The sequence below is a fragment of the Williamsia sp. Y844 genome (assembly GCF_056786475.1).
Genome location: NZ_JBXCJB010000001.1, coordinates 1,908,764 through 1,930,407 on the forward strand (window position 1 = coordinate 1,908,764; position 21,644 = coordinate 1,930,407).

Genomic DNA, 21,644 nt, shown 5'->3' on the forward strand with positions numbered 1-21,644 from the left:
GACAATCAGAGATCAGTTACGTTCGAGCTCGATCGGGTGTGTCGACAGCATGGGAAGCGGCCACGGCTGACGCCGCAGGACCTGCGACCAGAGATCGACCTCGGCGGGGGCGATCACATCGGTTGGCAGCGACGGGGCCACGATCCAGCTGCCGCTGCGCAATTCATCACCGAGCTGTCCGATACCCCACCCGGCATAGCCGGCGAAGATCCGGACACCGATCAGGAAGTGACCGAGTTCGTCGGCGTCGGCATCGAGATCGACCAGGACCACGCGGCCGTCGACCTGTCGCAGGGCAGGCACATCGTCGATCTCGACACCGGGTCTGACCACCCCGAGGCACAGCGCCGAGTCCTGTTTGACCGGACCACCCACATAGACAGCCTTCGGCCGGGCCGCGGTATCGGTCCATGCCGGCAACAGGTTGTGCACTGCCGTCTGACTCATCCGGTTCAGGACAACACCCAGACTGCCGGCGTCGTTGTGCTCGATGACGTAGACGACCGTGCGCCGGAAAGTCGGCTCGGCGAGATCGGTGGACGCCATCAACAAACTGCCGGCGGATATCGCCTCGGTACCAGATGACACCCGCACATGATGCCACGCCGATGGCCCCAACAGGCTACGGCGAACAGTCGGAACCACCCGATCTTTTTTCGCCGGAATACCCGATCGTGAATTCGTTTGTAGGCTGGACACGATGAACGCCGAACAGCCCGTCGCGGACCCAGAGCCGCATGTCCGCACCAGCCATGAGCGGTTGGCGTTGCGTGATTTCACGCGGTCGTTTCGGGAATCGCCCGGCCTGTCCCGGCTTCTGTCCGTTCGGTTCGGCAGTCAGTTCACCGATGGCCTCTTCCAGGCCGCGCTTGGCGGCGCGATCCTCTTCAACCCCGAACGCCACGCCGATCCGATGGCGATCGCGGCCGGGATGGCGGTCCTGCTTCTGCCCTATTCCCTGATCGGTCCGTTTGCCGGCGCGCTCCTGGACCACTGGGATCGACGGTTGGTTCTCGTCTGGGCCAATGTGCTGCGCGCGATCCTGGTCGCGATCGTGTCGGTGGTGATTGCCACCGGAGCCGGCGACACCGGTGTGCTGATCGCCGCGCTGGCGGTGACCGGTGCAAGCCGGTTCGTCGCATCGGGGCTGTCCGCGTCGCTGCCCCACGTCGTCTCTCGCGACCTGCTGGTCGGCATGAATTCGTTCTTCACCACCGCCGGTTCCGGAGTTCTGGCCCTCGGTGCCGGTGCCACCTTCGCCCTGCGCGAGATCTTCGGGTCCGACAACACCGGCAGCGCCCTGACCCTGCTCGGCCCAGTCGTGATGGCGCTGATCACCGCAGGTGTCGCCCATCGATTCAAACCACTGCAGCTGGGCCCGGATCATCCCGACTTCGTCGGTCCTCCGATGCCCGGGCATCCGGAAGGCACCGCCATGCGCGCGGTCGCGGTTGGTCTGGGCCATGGCGCCCGTGCGGTCTGGAGCTCGCCACCTGCCGCGGCAGCCCTGTCCGGTGTGGGCGCCCATCGCATCGTGTTCGGCATGAACACGCTCCTGCTACTCGTCCTCACCAAACAGTCGGCGCTGGGCGGTGGATTGACCGGCTTCGGGCTCGTCGCGGGTCTGACCGCAGTGGGCATGCTGCTCGCCGCGGTGATCACCCCCTTTGCGGTCGCCCGATTCGGGCGGCAGCGCGCTGTGGTGTCGGCGCTGGCCATCGGAACGGTCGCCCAGCTCTCGTTGCTGAGTTTCAACGGTGTGGTCATCTGCTTCGCCGCGGTGGTCCTGGGGCTGATCGGCCAGGTGTGCAAGCTGTGCGGCGATGCCGCCATGCAGATGGACGTCGACGACGCCCGCCGCGGACAGGCATTCTCATTCCAGGACGCCCTGTTCAACGTCGCGTTCGTCGCTGCGGTCACCGCCGCCGCGATTGCCATCCCCACCGACGGCAAGTCCGCGGTCCTGGTCGTGGCCGGTTGCGTGCTCTACGCACTCGCCATCGTTTCGGTCACCCTGATCCACCATCGACCCGTCCCGGCCTGCTCACCACCATCGGCGCCACTGGCGACAACCGCCTGATCCGTACCCACCGCGCGATCAGGTGACTTCACAGGAGGCACGGTGCAGTACGGAATCGTTTTCCCCAAAGGTGACAGTGCAGATTTTGCCGAGATGGCAGTGGCCGCCGAGGAAGCGGGCTGGGACGCGGTGTTCGGCTGGGAAGCGCTATGGGGCGTCGACCCCTGGATCTCCCTGACCGCCGCGGCCATGCGAACCAGTCGTATCAAGCTCGGGACCATGCTCACGCCCCTGCCCCGGCGCAAACCGTGGGACCTGGCATCGACCACCGCCACCCTGGATCGGCTGAGCGGTGGTCGCGTGATCCTGAGCGTCGGATTGGGTGCACTGCATCCGGGCTGGCTGGCATTCGAGGCCGATCAGGGACGCAAGGTGCGTGCCGAGCTCCTCGATGAAGGTCTCGACGTCTTGTTCGGGCTCTGGGGTGGTCAGCCCTTCACCTACGACGGCAAGCACTACCAAGTGCGGCCCACCGATTTCGAATTGCCCGATCCGCCGGTCCAACAGCCCAGAATCACCACGTGGTGTGTGGGATTGGAGGGTTCTCGCAAATCGATGTCGCGGGCGGCCCGGTGCGACGGATTGATCCCCAACTTCGCCGGTGCGCAGGGCCCGGAACCGCAACCGTTCGAGCGGTGGGCCAGTGTGGCCCGCGACATCCGAGAGCTTCGCGAGGAACTCGGCTACAGCGGGCACTATGACGTCGTCTATGAGGGCACCACCGACCTGACCGACCCCGCCGGGGAACGCGAGCGGGCCGCGGCACTGGCCGACGCCGGCATCACCTGGTGGTTGGACTCGGATTGGGGTGCAACACCCGACGATCCCATCGCCTACCAACTCGGACGGATCAATGCCGGGCCACCTTCGAGCGCCGTCTAGAAAACGTTTCGCTCGCAGAGTCCCGCAACGGGGCCCCAATTGTTTCCACCCCGACCGCTCAGAATCCCGCGCCGGCCACCGCTCCGCTCGGTCCACCCAGGCCGACTACCCCATAAATGGGGTATCTGCGGTGGTCAGCGGCATATTTTCCATCCGAACTCCGATTTGCGAAAATTGATCGTAACCTTTGCGAAAGAACCTTGAAACAAGGGCCTAATTCGAGTGTTTGTGCAGTTCAGCGCGGTGACGAGCGCTCGAGCATCCATACGCCGGCACAAACATCGCCGATACCGTGACAGAAAATATCGGCAATTTCCTCACATCAAGGCGACAAAACAGGGAATCACCTGGCACTATTGGCGAATGCGCAATCGTGACGAGGTGTCTGAGTTCGCCATTGAACTCAATAAGCTCTGTGCTACTCGCTGGCCAGGTGGGTCGCGCACTGCAAATGCAGAGATTGCTGACTGGGTGACGGCCGAAACAGGCCGAAACATCGATCGGCAATTTGTATGGCGGATCCGTAAGGGCCGCGTAATGAAGGTGGACGGCGCAGTTCGCGACGCCATCTGTTCATTTTTTGGAGTCTCGAAAGAGCATTTCTCGTTCAGCCCCCGCACACTCGGCCAAGAGGTGCAGGCTGCTATCGAGGAAACAGGACTTCAAGTAGCCGGCCTCCGCGCCGATCAGCTGTCGTCGACCGGGCGGGCTGAACTCGCCTCCCTACTGCGAGAGGTGAGTCGGGTCCTCGAAGCCGAGAAGAGCGTCGGACAGTGATGACCCGGCAGAAGATGTTTCGCCTTGCCGCGGCCATCACACCGATGAGCGGATGGGACTGGGACGATTTCGAGTCCCGGCTCGGCGAGCAACTCGAATGCGACGTCCGGTGCATCACGTCGGAGTCGTTCAACTCCGGCGAGATCACCGGAGCCGCATTGCGGACCAGCCGCGGGACCGCGATCATCGTTTCTCCTGCCAATGTCTCTGACGCGCACCGGATCCACATCGCAGCCCACGAGGCCTGGCATCTCCTTGCCGGCCACGAGGGTTGTGATCAGAACGCACGTCGCGAAGCACAGGCCGAGGCATTTGCCACGACCGTCGGCACGCTCGCCGAAGGACGGGGCAGCGAACCCCGCAATAATCGCGCTTTGACTGCAGCGTTCGGAGCTGTTGGCATAGTCGCATGAGCCAAGCTCTGGGCGCTCTCGCCTGGATAGGGGTCGCCCTGGGAGCGACGCTCGCCATCCGTGGGGCCCTGTACCGCCAGACAGCGACGACCGCCTTCGGCGTGTGCGTCGCTTTCTACTGCCTGACCGGGGAGACCTACACCGCCCTGGTTCCAGACGACGGTGTCCGCCACGTGATGAACACCTCCGAACGGATCTGGGGTGCCACCTCAGCGGTGATCGCCGGTTGCGCCCTGGTCGCATCCCTGATGGCGGTCCGCCGCGGCAACAGCAACCCGGGATCCGACCTCCACCACGATCCCGACCTCAACCAGCGGATAGTGCTTCTGGTGGTGGCTGCCGCCGCCTCGATAGCCGTGATCAACCTGGCGCTCGCCCACAGCGCACTCGCACCGTCGGCGAACTTTCTCTCCGACTACGGGCACATGTACCAGGTGGCGATGTACCAGGTGGTATTCGCCAGCTGGATCGGATTTCCGGCCGGTTATCTCGGATGGACCGTTGTCCGTTCCGAACTCGGTCCGCTGCGCTATACCGTCGGGTTCGGTGGACTGTGTGGTGTGCTCTGGGCGATCTGGAAGATCATCGTCACCGCAACGATCTGGATCGGCGACATCGACATCGCCGAGAACAGTCCGGTGAGTGTGACTCTCGGATTCCTGGCCCTGGCGTTCTGCGTGATCGGGGCACTACTGCTCGGACTGACCGCGTCGTATTCCGCCTGGCAAACCGGGCGGACCTATCGGCATGCACGCGCGATCGAAGACCGTCGCCTTCGGCACCACAACAGGGCCGCCTGACATTTGTGCCGTACGCGGGCTGCACCGCCGCGGCTCTTGAGAGTGGCTGCCGATTCATCTCGGCGACCGCCGCGTGTGGTCTGACCCCTCAGATACCGAATCCCGGTTGGCCCGGCAACATCACCGCATCCGCGGTCCCGTCGAGATCGTGGTCGACGAACAACTGATCGAAACCTTGATCGCCGTCGGTGTCGAAGTAGACGCGCCCGCCCGAGCGCACCACCACGATCTCACCGCGACCGTCCGAGTCGCGGTCGTAGAGCAGATCAGCGGCGTCCCCGTCGCCGACAAAATCGACCTGCGCGCGCGAACCCTCAGAATCTGCGTTTGCCGCCGCGGACTGCGGCGCGCCATCAAGCGATGTCCACGTGAGATGGATGTCGGTTGGCTGGGGTATCGGGGGCGGGGGTATCGGTAGTTGAAGGTTCGGGGTCGGTGCGCTGACCCGCGGATCCGGCTCCGGATGTCCCCACACGCCAGAACCGTTATCGGAGAACCATTTGTCGACCGCACCATCGTCATCGAGGTCGAGACCACTGAGATCGGCCCGGCCATCGCCATCGCGATCCCAGATCACGTCGTCGACTCTGCCGTCACCGTCGAAATCGAGCCGAACCGCATCTGCCGCACCTCCGCCGAGCACCACGTCGGCCTGCGACGTCCATGTGGTGATCGATCCGTCGCCAATTCCGAAGACGTACTCGATGACCGGGTCCATGGGTACTTGGACGGACTGGACCCGTGCGCCGGTTCCGGGGCGCCCGAAGACGGTAGCGTGTGATGCACACCATGTCCCGGCGTCGAGGAGGATCTACGGATGTATGTGAGCGAGCTCGGCGATCTGTGGCATCGCGGTCGCACCGAGCCGATGAACATCCATCTCGATTCGGCGGCGGCATCACGCTCCTCCACCAAAGTCATCGAGACGATCACCGCGCACCTGTGGCGTGAATCCGAGCGCGGCGCCTACGTCGCACAGGAACAGATGAGCGAGGCCCTGGACCGCTGCCGTCGCGATATCGCCGCGCTCGTCGGACATCAGGCCCACGAGCTGGCATTCCGGGAGTCGGCAAAGGCCGCGCTGCGGGCTCTGCTCACCTACTGGAACCTCCCGATATCCGCCACGGTCTGGGTGGCCAAGAACGAGTTCGGCCCCAACCTCGACGAGTTCGAACGCCGCGGCTACGCCGTCCACACCATCCCCTCCGGCGACGTATACGGGCATGTCGACACCGACGCACTCGAGAACATGCTGCAGTTCGACCAGCCCGACTTCATCCACATCTGCCATATCGGCTCTCAGAGCGGCGTGGTCCAGCCGGTCAGCAAGGTCGTCGAGCTCGCCAAGGTCGCCGGTGTGCCGGTGGTGGTCGACGTCGCGCAGGCGCTTGGCCAGCGCGACTGCGCATCCGGCGCCGATGTCGTCTACGGCACCAGCCGTAAGTGGCTGGCAGGCCCGCGCGGTGTCGGATTCCTTGCCGTGCGTGCGGATTCGGTGCGCCCGGTGGAAATCGAGAGTTCGGAAGCCTTCGTGGCCGGACGTCTCGGACTCGGTGTGGCGATCCAGGAATTGCAGAGCTTCGGGCCCGAACGGGTCAACCGGGAACTGGCGGCCATCGGCCGCTTCACCCGTGAGCGCCTACACGGTATCGGCAGCTGGGAAGTCCTCGAACCGATCGACGAACCGTCGGCGATCGTCACCCTGGCCCCACCACCGGGATGGGGTCCGTCGGACGTAATGGCCGCTTGCGACAAACTGCGATCGATCGGAATTCTCGTAACCTGCGCGGATTCCTGGCGTGCGCCACTGGATTCGGAACAGTCGGTCCTGCGGATCAGCCCGCATCTGGACGTCCAGCGGTCCCACCTGGATCTGCTTGCCGGCGAACTTCGCGGGATGGGCTACTAGTTCGGCGTCAGGGCCCCACCGAGTTGACGATCCCGGCGATCTCGGCGACGGCGGCCCTGGCAAGGTCCGCATCCTTCTGTACCAAGGAAATTCGCGTTCGGCGGGCCAGGATGTCGTCGACCGTGCAAGCACCTTCGTGGGTGATGGCGAACTCGATCTCGGCCCGGGTGACGTCGATCCCGGGCGCGATCGGGGCGGCCGCATCCGGCACCTGTGCAACGTCCAGCACGTGTGCGGCCTCCGCACCGAAACGGGCGATCAACGAACTCGGCAAACCCGAGTCGTCCGGTGTCCCCGTCGCCCCGATGAGCGGCAGTTCACTGGTGTGGCACGGCCCGGCTCGCAGGCCCGAACGACTCACGGCCTCGTCGACCGCCTCCTCGGCCATCGCACGGTATGTGGTGAGCTTGCCCCCCACGACCGTGATCAGACCGTTGTCTCCCACTGCCACAAGGTGTTTGCGCGAGAGGTCAGCCGTGCTCAGCGGCACCCCTGGACCGATCTCCTCGACCAACGGACGCAGGCCGGAGAAGACTCCGCGGACATCGTCGGTGGACAGCGGACGTTCCAGCGCCTTGTTGATGTTGTCGAGCAGCAAGGTGATCTCGGCATCGGCCGGCGTCGGCACGTCCGGGATCGGTCCGGGCGCATCCTCGTCGGTGAGACCGATATAGGTACGACCGAGCTGCTGCGGCAATGCGAACACGTACCGACTGATGCTGTCGCCCAAGGGAACTGTGAGTGCACCCGTCGGGTTGCCCAGCGATGCGGAATCGACCACGAGGTGGGTCCCCCGGCTCGGCCGCAGCTTGACGGTCTCGTCGACCTCACCGGCCCAGACACCGGTCGCGTTGATGACGGCGCGCGCCCGGATCCCGAACGTGGCACCGGTGCGGACATCGGTCAGGGTCGCTCCCGTACCGGTCACATCCGTTGCCCGGGTGTAGGTGCTGATGATCGCGCCGTGTGCGGCAGCGGTTCTCGCCAAGGTCACCACGAACCTGGCATCGTCGATGAGCTGCCCGTCGTGGGCCACCACCGCGCCCCGCAGCCCGTCGGTACGGATTGCCGGACACAATTCCGCAGCTTCGGACGCCGACACCCTCCGGGACCGCGCCAGGACTTCCGTCGGCGTTTTGGCATTGTGGCGCAACACATCCCCGGCCAGCATTCCCAACCGCGCGGCCAGGTTCCCCTTCACCGAACCACCGGCGAAAACCGGGATGACCTGCGGCAGTGAATGCACCAGGTGTGGGGCGATCACCGTCATGATCCGGTGCCGCTCGACGGCCGACTCCTGCGCGATCGACACATCGAGGCTTGCGAGATATCTCAGGCCTCCGTGGATCAGCTTGCTGCTCCACCGACTGGTGCCGAAGGCGAGGTCCTGGGCCTCCACCAGTGCCACCGACAGACCACGGCTGGCCGCATCCAACGCGACGCCGGTTCCGGTGACGCCCCCACCGATCACCAGGACATCCAACGGCTCAGTGCGCGACCGTAATTCATCCAGTCCGGCGCGACGTGACGCCGGGCTCAGTGCTCCGGCCGGGAATTGTTCGGCGATCACGGCGCCGCCCGTAGGTACGAGTGCAACGCGTACCGCAGTTCCACGGTCCATCGATCGGCCAGGATCGGTTGCACGATCGCATGCGACTGAATCGCCGACTGACAGATCAACAACACCATGGCGGCCATCTCATCCGGAGCCCCGTCCCGGACGTCGCCGCGATGCTGACCGTCGGTGATGGCGCGTTGCAGAATCGTCAGGGCAGCGTTCTGGCTGCGGCCGAGCCTCACGAAAACATAGGGGGCAAGAGCGGCTGACGGCTCGCGCCACAGCATTTCGAGGAGGTTGTTGACGCGGATCGCATCGGCGACGGCAACCAGGCGATCAACCTTGTCGTCAAGGGTCGTGCCGCGTGCGGGGATGTCGGCGATCGTGCCGATCAGCTCCCGGGTGACGAGGTCGGCGGTCAGCGTCCGCACGTCCGGCCAGCGCCGGTAGACGGTCGGCCTGCTCACGCCGGCCTCACGGGCCACTTCCGCCAACGTGATCTTGCGACCCGCCGCGCGAATCAGCGCCGCGCGGGTCGCATCGAGGACCCGATCGGTGATGTTGGCGCCCATCGCAGCGGCCACCGGGTCGGAGGTGCCGTCATTGCGGTTTCCGGGCGGGGACGTTCCAACCATGGACGATTTATCGTTACGGATTGACATGTTGTGTAAAACTGTAACTCATGACGGTCGATTTTCCACAGCATTCCCTGCCACTGCCCCCGATGCGTTGGGACGGCTGGGGATCACCCGAGGCCGCCACCGAGCTCTCCGAACCGATCAGGACCCTCCTGTCCCAAGTTCTCGGCGTCTCCGGCGATCGGATCCCGGCCCCGGCCGCCACCGAGGTCGAACTCTCGCCTGTCCGGCTCACGGACGCCGACCTGGATGCCCTCCGCGGAATCGTCAGTGCGGTGTCGACGTCCGACGGTGATCGACTGACCCGGTCGGGTGGTAAATCGACCCTTGATCTCCTGCGCCGCAAGACCCGCAGACAAGACGCACCGGACGGTGTGGTCGAGCCCGCCACCGAACAGGAGATCTCAGATCTCCTGGACTGGTGCGCCAGATCCCGGATCGCGATCGTTCCCTTCGGTGGCGGCACCAGTGTGGTCGGTGGGGTCGACCCGGTCGCCGGCGCCTTGCGAGCGGTGATCAGCCTGGATCTGCGGCGTTTTGATCAGCTTCTGTCGATCGACACCATCTCCGGTGAAGCCGTGCTGGGTGCAGGCATCACCGGCCCGCAGGCCGAAAAGCTTTTGGCTCCACACGGATTCACCCTCGGACATTTCCCGCAGAGCTTCCAGTTCGCCACCATCGGCGGGTTCGCGGCCACCCGATCATCAGGTCAGGCCTCCGCCGGATACGGCCGGTTCGACGACATGGTCACCGGCTTGCGGGTGGTCGCACCCACCGGGATCATCGACCTGGGTGGGGCGCCGAAGACCGCAGCCGGACCCGATCTTCGCCAACTCTTCCTCGGTTCGGAAGGCTCCCTCGGCGTGATCACCGCCGTGACCCTCCGAGTGCGCCGCATTGCGCCCGTGACCCTGCACGACGCCTGGCACTTCACCGACTTCGACTCCGGTGCAGCGGCTTTGCGAGCGGTGGCGCAGCAAGGAGGCGGGCCGACCGTGATGCGACTGTCCGATGAGGCCGAAACCGGTGTCAACCTCGCCAGCCCGGACAAGATCGGTGCCGACACCGACACCGTTTCCGGTGGATGCCTGGCCATCACCACATTCGAGGGAACCGAGGCGGTCGCCCGGTCTCGTCAGGAGCTGACCGGACAACTGTTGGCCGCCGCGGGTGGGACGTCGCTGGGCGCCGCCCGGGCACAGGCCTGGGAACACGGCCGCTTCAACGCCCCCTACCTACGGGATGCGCTCCTGGACATCGGGGTCGGCTGCGAGACACTGGAAACCGCCACCACCTGGTCGAACGTGACCGCACTCAAGACCGCGGTCACCGGCGCCCTGACCGAGGCCATCGGACGATCCGGCTCCCCGGCGCTGGTGCTCTGCCACATCTCCCACACCTATCCCACCGGCGCCTCACTGTATTTCACGGTGGTCTACCGTTTCGGCGACGATCCGATCACCGAATGGTCCGGTGTGAAAGACTTTGTCGGTCAAGCGATTGTGGATTCAGGAGGCACGATCACCCATCATCACGCCGTCGGTACCGACCACCGCCGCTGGTTGCCGACGGAGATCGGTGACGTCGGCGCCCAGATATTGCGGGCGGTCAAATCCACGCTCGATCCCACCGGCATCCTGAATCCGGGCAAACTCATTCCATGATCACCCACCGGGTTGCCGCGCTCATCAATCCGTCCGCACGTCACGGCCTCGCAGGCGCCGCAGTCGCCGCCGCCGTCGAAGCACTGGTGTCGACCGGCCTCGAGGTCACCGCGTTGACTGGTTCAAGCGCCGACGAAGCCCTGGAATTCGCTCGAGGAGTCCGCTCGCCCGAGCACGACGCCCTGGTGGTGGTCGGAGGCGACGGCACCATCCGCCTGGCGTTGCAGGCCGCCTACGAGGCGGGCGCAGACGCGGTACCCATCGGGCTGATGCCTGCAGGCACCGGTAACGACACGGCGCGGACACTGGGCATCCCGCGCGACGATCCGGCCGCAGCGGCCGCCATCATCCGCGGCGGTGCCCGCCGGGTCTGCGACACCGCCACCATCTCGCTGTCCGATGGCAGCGTGCACGCGTTCGGCACCGTCGCCGCCACCGGCCTCGACGCCCTGGTCACCGAGCGCGCCAACACCCTGTCATGGCCGAAAGGTCAACTGCGATACCCGATTGCAGCTCTGATCGAGCTGGCCCGGATGAAGCCGTTTCCGTATCAGATCACCGTGGACGGCCGGCAAATCGAGCGCGATCTGGTGCTGGCGTCGGTGGGGAACACCGCAAGCTACGGCGGTGGGATGCAGATCACTCCGTCGGCCGTCATCGACGACGGGGAACTCGACGTCATCCTGGTGCACCACGGGCCACGCCTGAAGCTGATGGGTTTGTTCCCAACCATATACAGCGGCAAGCACATTCATCGCAAAGAAGTGGAGCAGCTGCGAGGCAGACGCATCGAGCTCACCAGTTCCAGGAGGACGCCGATATACGCCGACGGGGACCGGATCGGCGAGCTACCGGCGACCATCGAAGTCCGTCCGGGTGCGGTATCGTTTCTGTCGTCGGCAGCGCCGGGGGGTGTTTGAGAGTTCTCCTGTCCGATCCATGTTCCGAATTGATCAATACAGGAGTTCTGCGTGCAGAAGCGCGATGTATCAGCCCACCTCGACGTCGACATCACCGGCGAGACGGATCTCGAGTTCCAGATCGCCGTCGCGCCGCATCCCGGTGCCGAGGTGACCGAGACTCTCTCATTCACCCTCGACGGAAAGCCCTTGGACGCCAGGGAGATCAGCGGACCCCACGGCAACAGAATCCAGCTGCTGCATGCCGGCACCGGCAACCTGAAGGTCGCATACAAGGCCACCATTGTGGGGGAGACCGCACCCGCGACGGCCACCGAATACGATCGGGCGCTCTATCTGCGACCCAGTCGGTACTCCGAGGCGGACAAGTTCTTCGGTTGGGCCGCAAAGCAATTCGATACGAACGCCGAACCGGCCAAGCTCCTCGAAACCGTTGCAGCCTGGGTGGGCAACCACCTCGACTACACACCCGGCGCCAGCGGTCCCACCGACGGCGCCACCGACACCCTGCTCGCCGGAGCCGGTGTGTGCCGGGACTACTCGCACCTGGTCGTCGCGGCGCTGCGCGCGCTGAATGTGCCGGCCCGACTCGTCGCCGTCTATGCGCCCGGATGTGACCCGATGGACTTCCACGCCGTTGCCGAAGCACTTGTCGATGACCAGTGGCGGGTCGTCGACGCGACCTGCCTGGCACCGCGTCAGACCCTGGTCCGCATCTCGACCGGACGCGACGCCGCCGACACCGCGTTCCTCGACAACCATGGTGGCGCAATCACTTTGAACAACACCACGGTGACCGCAGTCGTCGACGGCAAGCTGCCCTCCGACGACATCGAGGACCTGGTCTCGATCACCTGATCGGCCGGGCCCGGGGTGCTAACTCTGTTGTTGCGCCCACCACTCGCGCAAGGCCTGCTCGGCCTCCTCATGCGACATCGGGCCGCGATCGAGCCGGAGTTCTTTGAGGTAGCGCCAGGCCTGACCGACCTGTGGTCCGGGCGGCAACCCCAACAACTCCATGATGGCGTTGCCGTCGAGGTCGGGCCGGACCCGGGCAAGGTCCTCGTCCTGCGCGATGCGGGCGATCCGCTCTTCGAGATTGTCGTAGTTCTGCTGCAGCCGACGCGCCCGGCGTTTGTTGCGGGTGGTGCAGTCGGCGCGGACCAGTTTGTTGAGGCGGGGGAGTAGGACACCGGCGTCGGTGACGTATCGGCGGACCGCGGAATCGGTCCACTGACTGTCGCCGTAGCCGTGGAATCGCAGATGCAGGAAGACCAGATTCGCGACGTCCTCGATCACGGCCTTCGGATACTTCAGTGCCCGCAGCCGCCTACGGACCATCTTCGCGCCGACCACCTCGTGATGGTGGAAGCTGACGCCGCCGTTGGGTTCGTGCCGGCGGGTATCGGGTTTTCCGATGTCGTGCAGGATGGCCGCCCACCGCAACACCAGATCCGGGTCGCCGTCCTCGAGGTCCATCGCCTGCGCCAGCACCGTCAACGAGTGGGTATAGACGTCCTTGTGCTGATGATGCTCGTCGATCGCGAGCTTCATCGCCGGGATCTCGGGGATCACCCGCTCCGCCAGACCCGTTTCGCAGAGCATGTCGATGCCGTCGACCGCGTGCTGTCCGAGGATGAGCTTGTCCAATTCGACCGCAACCCGTTCGACCGTGATCCGATCGATCTGGTCGGCCATGGCCTTGATGGCCTCGAACACCCGCGGACTGAGGGAGAAGCCCAGCTGCGAGACGAACCGCACACCCCGCAACATGCGCAGGGGATCGTCGTTGAAGGAATCCTCGGGGGCAGCAGGGGTGTCGATCACCCCGGCGAGCAACGCCTCCAGACCACCGAGCGGATCGACGAACTCCTGGCTGCCGTCGGCGCCGATCTTCACCGCCATCGCATTCATGGAGAAGTCACGCCGCACCAGATCGTCTTCGAGGGTGTCCCCGAACCGGACCTCCGGGTTCCGCCCGACCCGGTCGTAGCTGTCGGCGCGGAACGTCGTGATCTCGATCTGATGCCCGGACTTGACCGCGCTGATCGTCCCGAAGTCGATGCCGGTGTCCCAGATCGCGTCGGACCAGCCACGCAGTAGTTCCTGCACGTCCTGCGGGCGGGCGTCGGTTGTGAAGTCCAGGTCGTTGGTGAGTCGGCCGAGGACCGCGTCCCGCACGGAACCACCGACCAGGTAGAGCTGGAATCCGGCCGCGGCGAACTTGGCACCGAGGGGATCGAGGACGTCGGAGAGCTCCTGAAGCGACACCGCGGCAGCGGCCAGCAGCCGCGTGCGTCGTTCGTCTGCGCCTGCGGAATCGGCGGCAGAGGAATCGGCGGCAGACGGGGGAGTTGTCACGAAACGCCAGACTAGTCGAGCGGGACCGGCAGGGGAGTTCACGGGCCACCACAGGGTGTGACTTCGGTGCCTGATCGGCCACGCTGGCGGAAACAGCCGGTTACCGACGACTAGCATCTATTGAGTGTCAGCCGAACCCACAGAGCCGAGTAGGGACGTCACCCGGCGTCCTCGGCGACGGCGCGGCAATCGCCGCGGGGGCGGCGCTGGTCAGACCACCGATCCCAGGCCACCCGCAGCGGTGTCCGATTCGCCGGCGACGAACGACCCGGCAACCGACAAGTCGCCCGCAGGCGGAACATCGCGACGATCGCGTCGCGGCCGGCGACGCAAACCGTCCCGTCCCGTCGACAACACGGTCGATGCCGCCCGCAGCGAATCGACCGGTGTCGCAGGCACCAAGGCCGCCGACGGGCGGACCGCGCAGGTCAAGCCATCGGACGTCGGCAGGTCGAAACTTCCCGCGAAGGTCCCGGCGAACCTTGCAAAGCAGCGGTTGCGAACCGTCCGGGAGACCTCTGCCGGCGGTTTGATGGTCTCCGGCCTCGACGGTCCCGACAACGAGCGGTGTGCCGCACTGATCGGTCGCGTGGATCGTCGTGGCCGCATGATGTGGTCGCTGCCGAAGGGTCATATCGAAACCGGCGAGACCGCCGAGCAGACAGCCATCCGTGAGGTCGCCGAGGAGACCGGCATCAAGGGCAACGTCGTCGCGCCCCTTGGCAAGATCGATTACTGGTTTGTCAGCGAGGGCAAACGTATCCACAAGACGGTGCACCACTATCTGATGCGGTTCACCGGCGGAGAGCTGTCCGACGCCGACTACGAGGTCGCCGAGGTCGCCTGGGTGCCGCTGGCCGATCTGCCCCGTCGCCTCACGTACTCCGATGAACGCCGCTTGGCCCGCGTGGCCGAGGACGTCATCGCCGATCTGACCGCCGATCCCGATCGGATGGCCGAAGCCGAGGCCCTTGGCACACGCAGCGAACCCAACGCCTACGAGAAGGCCGCCGCCGCGCGCAACCAGAAACGCAACGAACCACCTGCCCCAGTCCAGAAACCGCGTCGACGCCGTCGGCGCGGTAGACGCGGTTCCGGTCGCGGCGGCGAGGGTTCGGCAGGTAAGAGCGGGGGAGCGGCCGCGCACGGCCCAACCGGCGACTCCGGCCCATCAGAAGCCACGTGAAGGGCGGTTCGATGCGGGCTCGGGGGATCGGCCACCTGCGGTGGTTCCTCGTTGTCCGGCGACTCCTGATTGTTTTGGGCGCCACGCTGATGGTTGCGGTGCCGCTGGCCCCCGCAGCGCTCGCAGCTCCCCGCGATGTGCAGACCGATTCGGATCAGTTCCTGCAGATCTCCCTCGAGTCCATCGATCCGTCGACGGTGTCGACCACCAGCACGGGGACCGTCACCGCGCGCGGAACGCTGAACAACATCGGGGACCGTCCCGTCGGCAACATCGCGATGCGCATGGAGCGCGGCGACGTGATCACCAGCAGCGCGGGTCTGGGTGAGTCGTTGTCGGCGGATCCGAACAGTTTCGATATCGTCGGCAATTTCGTCGACGTGACCAAAGAACTCAAGCCCGGTGAATCGGTGCCGTTCACCCTGCGGCTCCCCTTGTCGGCGGACGATTCAGACCGGCCCAGCCTCGCCATCGACACACCCGGCGTCTATCCCATCCTGATCAACGTCAACGGCACGCCCGAATACGGCGATGCGGCCAGACTCGACGATGCCCGGACGCTGTTGCCGGTCATGGGGCTACCCGATGACGACACCCGCGCGCAGACGCAGGGCTCGGCCGGATCGGACTCCACGTTGCCCGGGGCCATCCCGGTGGCACCGGACGGATCCATCGCCCCGGACACCTCGCAGCCGATGGGCCTGACACTGCTGTGGCCGATCGCCGCACCCGCGTCGCTGGCACCGGGTGTTACCGGAGGCGGCGACGAAACGGTCCGCTTGATGGACAACGGATTGCGGCAATCGCTCGAACCCGGTGGCCGACTCGACACGCTCCTGACCGCGATGGAGGAGACCCACGCACAAGAGGCCAACACACCGCTCACCCAAAGCCTGTGCCTGGCCATCGATCCCGATCTGCTCGTCAGTGTCCAGGCCATGACCGGCCCCTACCTGGTCAGCACTGACCCCGGCGATCCGACCGGACCTGCGTTCGAGGGCACCGGATCGGCGGTTGCCAAGGCGTGGCTGGCCCGGTTGCAGGCACTGGCACCGACGATGTGTGTCGTGGCGACCTCGTTTGCGCATGTGGACACGAACGCGCTCGCGCAGGTGGACGACTCGGGGCTCTCCAAGGCCGCACTCGCCACACCGGCCGACATCGTCGACACCATCCTCAAAGTGAAAAGCGTGCGCGGACTCACCCTTCCCACCTCCGGCGTCCTCGACGACAAGGCCGCAGGCGTGGTGAGAGAAAACGACTCGGTCGGGACGCTCCTGTCCGCGTCCGCGGTCCGGACCACCACACCCACCTCCACCAACGGTGAGTACCCGCTCGGCGACGACCTTGCCGTTCAGACCTTTGATCCCGCGATGTCCAGTGCGCTGGCCGCGATGGGTGATGCTCCGCGCTCCGCGCAGGTCACCCCCACCGATCAGCGCGACGGTTGGTTGCGGGGCAGCGAGGCGGCCCGGCGACAGACCGCGCTCGGAGCAATGATGTTCTCGGCACTCGCGCCGACGACGTTGTCCGCGATCACCGGCGATTCCGCACAGGCCCGGAGCGACGACCCGATCGCCAGGACGATCGGACGGGGTCAGGTCCTCATGCCGCCGCCGACGTGGTCGGCCACCGCAGACGACACCAAGGCCGTGTTGTCCACGATGACCCAGCTGCTCACGTCCAACCTGGGCGTCCCGCGTCCGCTCGAGACCCTGGGCGCCGACCTGACCGCCACCGCAACCGCACCGGCCGGGGCCCGACTGACCGCACCGGCAGGCGCCGACATCACCGGACCGCCGGAGCAGACCATCACCGCCGTCGGATCGGACACCACCCAGACCTGGGATCTGCAGGAATCGATGGTCGCGCGTTCCGATGTCCCGATCACGCCGCAGGCGTACATGGCTCCGCTTCGTGAAGACCTGCTCCGCGCGATGGCATCGGTCTCACCGCAGGATCAGCAGGCCGCAACGGAGACCGGTGAGATGCGGACCTCCGCGGTGGCGATCACGATCGCGGGAATCCGTGGCGGGATCGGCATTCTCGATCCCGGTGGCCGTTTCACCCTGGCCTCCGAACGGAGCCCGCTGCTGCTGGTCATCCGCAACGACCTCCCGGTGGCGATGCGTGCCCGTCTGTCGATCTCCGCCCCGGCCGGTATGACGGTCGGCGACCTCGGCGTCATCGAGATACCGGCGCAGGGAACGCGGCAACTCCAGATCCCGACCCGGGCCGACCGCTCAAAATCGATGACCGTGCAGATCGGTTTGGTCACATCCAGCGGTGTCCCATTGGGTAGTCCGATCGAATTGTCAGTACATTCCAACGCATATGGACAACCGCTTTTCATCATCACGATCTGTGCCGGTGTACTACTCGTACTCCTCGCAGGCCGACGGCTCTGGCACCGATTCCGCGGCGAACCAGATCCCGCTGACCTCGACAGACCCGAACCAGACGAGCATGAGCGTCTGATGGCCGACAGTCGCGCCCTCCACAGCGGGGGTATCGGTACCTGGGCTTCGCCGGAGCCCGGGCAGCGGCCAGGGCACAACCCCGGTCAGCCTGACGGGGACGACCGATGACCGATCAGCCACCACCACCACCGCCGCGGCGCCGTCCGCCACCGCGTCCCATGCCGGGTCCGGGAACAGGTCCGCGGCCACCGTCGGGGCCGCCACCGGGATTTCGGCCCGCGCCCCAGGGAGGTCCGGCACCCCAGCCACGTCCCCCGCAGGACGTGCGGCCGACGGCCGGTGAGCCGCCCTCGACCCGCGGACGGGTGAACCGGGCCGCTCCCGCGCCGATCACCGTCGACCCCAAGTCCGACGAGCCGACCGCCAACACGCCGCGTCAGCCGTCGGACGACAGTGTCATGCGGACCAGCGGTTCGATCGCGCTGGCCACCCTCGTCTCACGTATCACCGGTTTCGTCCGCACCGTCCTGGTGCTGGCCATGCTCGGTGCGGCGGTCGCGTCGTCGTTCCAGGCCGCCTACGTGCTGCCGAACATGATCGCCGAGGTTGTCCTTGGCGCGGTCCTGACCGCGATCGTCATCCCGGTTCTCGTCCGCGCCGAACGCGAAGACGCAGACGGGGGAGCCGGGTTCATCAACCGGGTCTTCACCCTGACGGTCGTCTTACTCGGGGCCGCCACCCTGATCGCGGTCATTGCGGCGCCGCTGCTGACAGCCCTGAATCTCGGTGACGGCAAGGTCAACCGGGATCTGGCCACCGGACTGGCATACCTGCTGTTGCCCGCCATCCTGTTCTACGGCCTGTCCGCCTTGTTCATCGCGATACTGAACATGAAGGGCCTGTTCAAGCCGGGCGCCTGGGCACCGGTGCTCAACAACATCGTGCAGATCATCACGCTGATCGCCTATGCCGCCAGTCCCGGTGAGATCTCCCTGGATCCGGTCCGGATGGGCGATACCAAGCTGCTCATCCTCGGTATCGGCACCACTCTCGGTGTGGTCGCGCAGACGCTCATCCTCGTTCCGGCGATCCGCCGCAGCGGTGTGAAACTGCGCCTGCAGTGGGGTCTGGACGACCGACTCCGCAAGTTCGGCAACATGGCCGTTGCGATCGTCCTGTACGTCGCGGTGTTGCAGGTCGGTCTGATCGTCACCTATCGCATCGCCTCGGCAGCGAGCGCGGACGGTGTCAGCGTCTACGCCACCCAGTGGCAGTTGCTGCAGTTGCCCTACGGCGTCCTGGGCGTGACCATCCTGACCGCGATCATGCCGCGACTGTCCCGCAACGCCGCCGCCGACGACACCCACGCGGTGATCGACGACCTGTCACTCGCGACCCGTCTGACGATGGTCTCGCTTGTTCCGGTCATCGCGTTCATGACGTTCTTCGGCCCCGCCATCGGTGTGGCCGTCTTCAACTTCGGGAAGTTCAACGCAGACACCGCGTCCCAGTTGGGCAGTGTGCTGTCGTGGGGCGCGTTCACGATGATCCCGTACGCGATGACACTCGTGCAGCTGCGTGTGTTCTATGCCCGCGAGGATGCCTGGACCCCGACATACATGGTTGTCGGGATCACCGCGGTCAAGGTCGCCGCGTCGTATCTCGGCCCGGTGATGTTCGACGACCCGGACGACATCATCCGCTGGCTCGCCCTGTCCAACGGTCTGGGCTATCTGGTCGGCGCCGTTGTCGGACATTTTCTGTTGCGCAACCGCCTCGGTGGCGCCCGGATGACCAACGTCGGCCGAACCGTGTCGTGGACCCTGGTGGTCTCCGTCGGATGCAGTGCGCTGGTGTGGGCGCTGGCCGAGATCTCCGGGCTCGACCGACTGTCCACCGATCACGGCAAACTGGGGTCGATCGCCTACCTCGGTCTGGTCGGGATCGTCACCATCTCACTGATCTACATCGTGCTGACATTGCTGCGCGTGCCCGACGTGCTGACCGTCGTGGTCGTGGTTCGACGCCTGCTTGGCCGCTTCATCCCGGCCATCGCACCGGCACCCGAGCCCGAGACCGAGGGCGCGGCCACGATGACGATCCAGTTCCCTCGGATCTCGGGCGAGGAATCTGTTCCGTATTCTGGCCAGGTCGAAGTTATCCGACGCTTCGATCGGGGTACATCGAGCTGGCAGGCCTACACGGTCACAAGCGGCGGCGCTGCCGGAACCAACTTCCGTCAACCACAAGACCTGCGGTATCGAAGGAAAGGAGCGGGCGCTTTGGGTAAACAGGATGCCGACAGCAAGTCGGTCGAGGTGCCCACGCCGCCACGCCCGTCCGTCGGTGCGCCAGGTCTCGACGAGACCGCGCAGATGAACCTCGCCGATGTGGCAGCAGCCGCCAAGGCCACACCCGAAGCGCCGACCGGGGCCCGTCCACCGGCTCCCGCCCGGCCGCGGGTTCGCCGGGGCCCCAGGCTCGTTCCGGGAGCTGCCGTCGCCGGCGGCCGGTACCGGCTCCTGCAACATCACGGTGGATCGCGCGGTCTGCAGTTCTGGCAGGCCCGCGACATCAACCTCGACCGCGATGTGGCACTCACCTTTGTCGATGCCGAACAGGCCGCTCCGCTACCGGAAGCCGGTGTGCGGATCGATCCCCGCGACGAGGGCCCGCAGGCAGTGCTGTCGCGGACCCTACGGCTCGGCCGGATCAACTCGCCCGGCATCGCGCGCGTCCTGGATGTGGTCCGCGGATCATCGGGCGGAATCGTTGTCGCCGAGTGGATCCCCAGCTCGTCGCTGGCCGACGTCGCGAAGTCGAATCCGTCTCCGGTCGGCGCTGCTCGTGCGGTCCGCGCACTCGCTGCCGCCGCCGAAGCAGCACACCGCAACGGTGGCGCCCTGTCCATCGATCACCCCGAACGCGTCCGGATCAGCCAGGAGGGCAACGCTTTTCTGGCGTTCCCCGGTACGCTCGCCGACTCTGACAAGTCTTCGGATGTGCGTGGTCTCGGAGCTGTTCTCTATGCACTCCTGTTGGCCCGCTGGCCACTCGACGCCGAGACCGGGATCGAACTCGCCACCAGCAGGCGATCAGCCGAACCGATCGGTGGTCTGCCGCCTGCCGCACCCGGCAACGACGGTCTGCCACGTGAACCCCGGGCCGAACGCCCCGACATCCCGTTCGAGATCTCCGCGGTCGCCGCCCGGGCTCTCGAGGGCAACAGCGGGATCCGCACCGCGGCCACCGTCCAGCACGTTCTCGACCAGGCAACGGTTCTCGACCAGCAGACCGACCTGATCGCCCAGGTCGGGGCCGACGGCAAACCGGTGAGTTCGTCGCCGCGCGCGACGCCGAAAATGCTCGGCGGAGGCGGGGACGACGACACCAAGAAGCCGCGTTCGGTGCGCACCATGGCGATCCTGGCCGGCGCGGGACTGTTCATCCTCTTCCTCGTGATCGCGGTGGTCGTCTGGGCCACCAGCGCTTTCGGCGGCGACGACGAGACCCCGGACATCGACTCGATCTTCTCCACCTCGGCAGGTCCGTCCGGAGAAGCGGCCCCCCAGGCCCAGGCTCCTGCTCCCGCGGCACCGGTGGGCCTGACCGCCGTCACGATGCTCGACTACTCCGATCAGGTACCCGACGGCCGGACCAACCTGAACAACGTGATCAGCGGGCAGGCGCCGGCGTGGAAGACCGATGAGTATCGCGGTGGAGCCAAGTTCGGCAACCTCAAACCCGGTCTGGGCCTGATGTTCACCCTCGACCGGGACGCGACGCTCTCCGAGGTCATCGTGCGGTCACCGACACCGGGCATGCAGCTGGAGATCCGCACCTCGAACTCCCTTCAGACGGCGTTCGAGGCCACCACACTGGTCGGGGCGGCCACGCTCGAAGGCCAGGAGACCCGGATCCCGATCAGCGACGCCAAGCCGGCCAAGTACGTCCTGGTATGGCTGACGTCCCTGCCACGCAACGACAGTGGGCGCTACCAGGGTGCCATCAGCCAAGTGTCGATGACGGGCTAGTA

18 protein-coding genes are annotated in these 21,644 nt (G+C 66.0%); 12 read left to right on the top strand and 6 right to left on the bottom strand.

The genetic code is table 11. From position 1 onward, the window contains the following. Positions 1-12 precede the first annotated feature (12 nt). On the bottom strand, positions 13-594 hold the full coding sequence (locus AC1TQG_RS08550) for a YqgE/AlgH family protein (protein WP_482137292.1): 582 nt from the start codon (positions 592-594) through the stop codon (positions 13-15). 106 nt (positions 595-700) lie between these two features. On the opposite strand from AC1TQG_RS08550, the gene AC1TQG_RS08555 reads away from it, so the two are divergent. The 5 genes from AC1TQG_RS08555 to AC1TQG_RS08575 all read left to right on the top strand — a co-directional run bounded on the left by AC1TQG_RS08555 (position 701) and on the right by AC1TQG_RS08575 (position 4,952). Further along, positions 701-2,080, top strand: coding sequence for an MFS transporter (locus tag AC1TQG_RS08555; RefSeq protein WP_482136499.1), 1,380 nt, complete (start codon positions 701-703; stop codon positions 2,078-2,080). A gap of 42 nt (positions 2,081-2,122) precedes the next feature. Further along, a complete protein-coding gene (locus tag AC1TQG_RS08560) occupies positions 2,123-2,962 on the top strand; it encodes an LLM class flavin-dependent oxidoreductase (RefSeq protein ID WP_482136500.1) in 840 nt (279 codons plus the stop codon). Positions 2,963-3,325: 363 nt separating this feature from the next. Further along, on the top strand, positions 3,326-3,739 hold the full coding sequence (locus tag AC1TQG_RS08565; RefSeq protein WP_482136501.1) for a hypothetical protein: 414 nt from the start codon (positions 3,326-3,328) through the stop codon (positions 3,737-3,739). Next, a complete protein-coding gene (locus tag AC1TQG_RS08570) occupies positions 3,739-4,152 on the top strand; it encodes a M78 family metallopeptidase domain-containing protein (protein ID WP_482136502.1) in 414 nt (137 codons plus the stop codon). The genes AC1TQG_RS08565 and AC1TQG_RS08570 overlap by 1 nt, the downstream gene beginning before the upstream one ends. After that, positions 4,149-4,952, top strand: a complete 804-nt coding sequence (locus tag AC1TQG_RS08575; RefSeq protein WP_482136503.1) for a hypothetical protein — start codon at positions 4,149-4,151, stop codon at positions 4,950-4,952. The genes AC1TQG_RS08570 and AC1TQG_RS08575 overlap by 4 nt, the downstream gene beginning before the upstream one ends. A gap of 88 nt (positions 4,953-5,040) precedes the next feature. Here AC1TQG_RS08575 and AC1TQG_RS08580 read toward each other — a convergent pair whose 3' ends face one another. After that, on the bottom strand, positions 5,041-5,670 hold the full coding sequence (locus tag AC1TQG_RS08580) for a hypothetical protein (RefSeq protein ID WP_482136504.1): 630 nt from the start codon (positions 5,668-5,670) through the stop codon (positions 5,041-5,043). A 99-nt stretch (positions 5,671-5,769) separates the two neighbouring features. On the opposite strand from AC1TQG_RS08580, the gene AC1TQG_RS08585 reads away from it, so the two are divergent. Further along, positions 5,770-6,861, top strand: coding sequence for an aminotransferase class V-fold PLP-dependent enzyme (locus tag AC1TQG_RS08585; protein WP_482136505.1), 1,092 nt, complete (start codon positions 5,770-5,772; stop codon positions 6,859-6,861). 7 nt (positions 6,862-6,868) lie between these two features. Here the strand turns inward: AC1TQG_RS08585 and AC1TQG_RS08590 are convergent, their stop codons facing one another. Both AC1TQG_RS08590 and AC1TQG_RS08595 read right to left on the bottom strand, forming a co-directional pair. Continuing rightward, a complete protein-coding gene (locus tag AC1TQG_RS08590) occupies positions 6,869-8,482 on the bottom strand; it encodes a glycerol-3-phosphate dehydrogenase/oxidase (protein WP_482136506.1) in 1,614 nt (537 codons plus the stop codon). After that, the gene (locus AC1TQG_RS08595; protein WP_482136507.1) at positions 8,428-9,054 is read right to left on the bottom strand and encodes a TetR/AcrR family transcriptional regulator; all 627 of its coding nucleotides are present in this window, start codon (positions 9,052-9,054) and stop codon (positions 8,428-8,430) included. The genes AC1TQG_RS08590 and AC1TQG_RS08595 overlap by 55 nt, the downstream gene beginning before the upstream one ends. Before the next feature lie 89 nt (positions 9,055-9,143). Here AC1TQG_RS08595 and AC1TQG_RS08600 point away from each other — a divergent pair, with 89 nt between their 5' ends. From AC1TQG_RS08600 to AC1TQG_RS08610, 3 genes are read left to right on the top strand one after another with little or no spacing between them, the layout of a single operon-like run. Continuing rightward, complete coding sequence (locus AC1TQG_RS08600) at positions 9,144-10,721, top strand: FAD-binding oxidoreductase (protein WP_482137293.1); 1,578 nt, start codon at positions 9,144-9,146, stop codon at positions 10,719-10,721. Further along, the gene (locus AC1TQG_RS08605; protein WP_482136508.1) at positions 10,718-11,641 is read left to right on the top strand and encodes a YegS/Rv2252/BmrU family lipid kinase; all 924 of its coding nucleotides are present in this window, start codon (positions 10,718-10,720) and stop codon (positions 11,639-11,641) included. The genes AC1TQG_RS08600 and AC1TQG_RS08605 overlap by 4 nt, the downstream gene beginning before the upstream one ends. 51 nt (positions 11,642-11,692) lie before the next feature. Beyond that, positions 11,693-12,499, top strand: coding sequence for a transglutaminase-like domain-containing protein (locus AC1TQG_RS08610; protein ID WP_482136509.1), 807 nt, complete (start codon positions 11,693-11,695; stop codon positions 12,497-12,499). Between the two features lie 18 nt (positions 12,500-12,517). On the opposite strand, the gene AC1TQG_RS08615 is transcribed toward AC1TQG_RS08610, so the two are convergent. Next, positions 12,518-14,002: a CCA tRNA nucleotidyltransferase gene (locus tag AC1TQG_RS08615; protein ID WP_482136510.1), complete on the bottom strand. Its 1,485-nt coding sequence runs from the start codon at positions 14,000-14,002 to the stop codon at positions 12,518-12,520. Between the two features lie 124 nt (positions 14,003-14,126). On the opposite strand from AC1TQG_RS08615, the gene AC1TQG_RS08620 reads away from it, so the two are divergent. Together AC1TQG_RS08620 and AC1TQG_RS08625 are read left to right on the top strand one after the other, a co-directional pair. Continuing rightward, complete coding sequence (locus AC1TQG_RS08620; protein ID WP_482136511.1) at positions 14,127-15,188, top strand: NUDIX hydrolase; 1,062 nt, start codon at positions 14,127-14,129, stop codon at positions 15,186-15,188. An 11-nt stretch (positions 15,189-15,199) separates the two neighbouring features. Further along, complete coding sequence (locus AC1TQG_RS08625; RefSeq protein WP_482136512.1) at positions 15,200-17,776, top strand: DUF6049 family protein; 2,577 nt, start codon at positions 15,200-15,202, stop codon at positions 17,774-17,776. A gap of 4 nt (positions 17,777-17,780) precedes the next feature. Here the strand turns inward: AC1TQG_RS08625 and AC1TQG_RS08630 are convergent, their stop codons facing one another. After that, entirely contained in the window at positions 17,781-18,002 is a 222-nt protein-coding gene (locus AC1TQG_RS08630) for a hypothetical protein (RefSeq protein ID WP_482136513.1), read from the bottom strand. On the opposite strand from AC1TQG_RS08630, the gene murJ reads away from it, so the two are divergent. Beyond that, positions 17,974-21,642, top strand: a complete 3,669-nt coding sequence (gene murJ, locus AC1TQG_RS08635) for a murein biosynthesis integral membrane protein MurJ (RefSeq protein WP_482136514.1) — start codon at positions 17,974-17,976, stop codon at positions 21,640-21,642. The two genes, AC1TQG_RS08630 and murJ, sit on opposite strands and share 29 nt — an antisense overlap. Positions 21,643-21,644 lie beyond the last annotated feature (2 nt).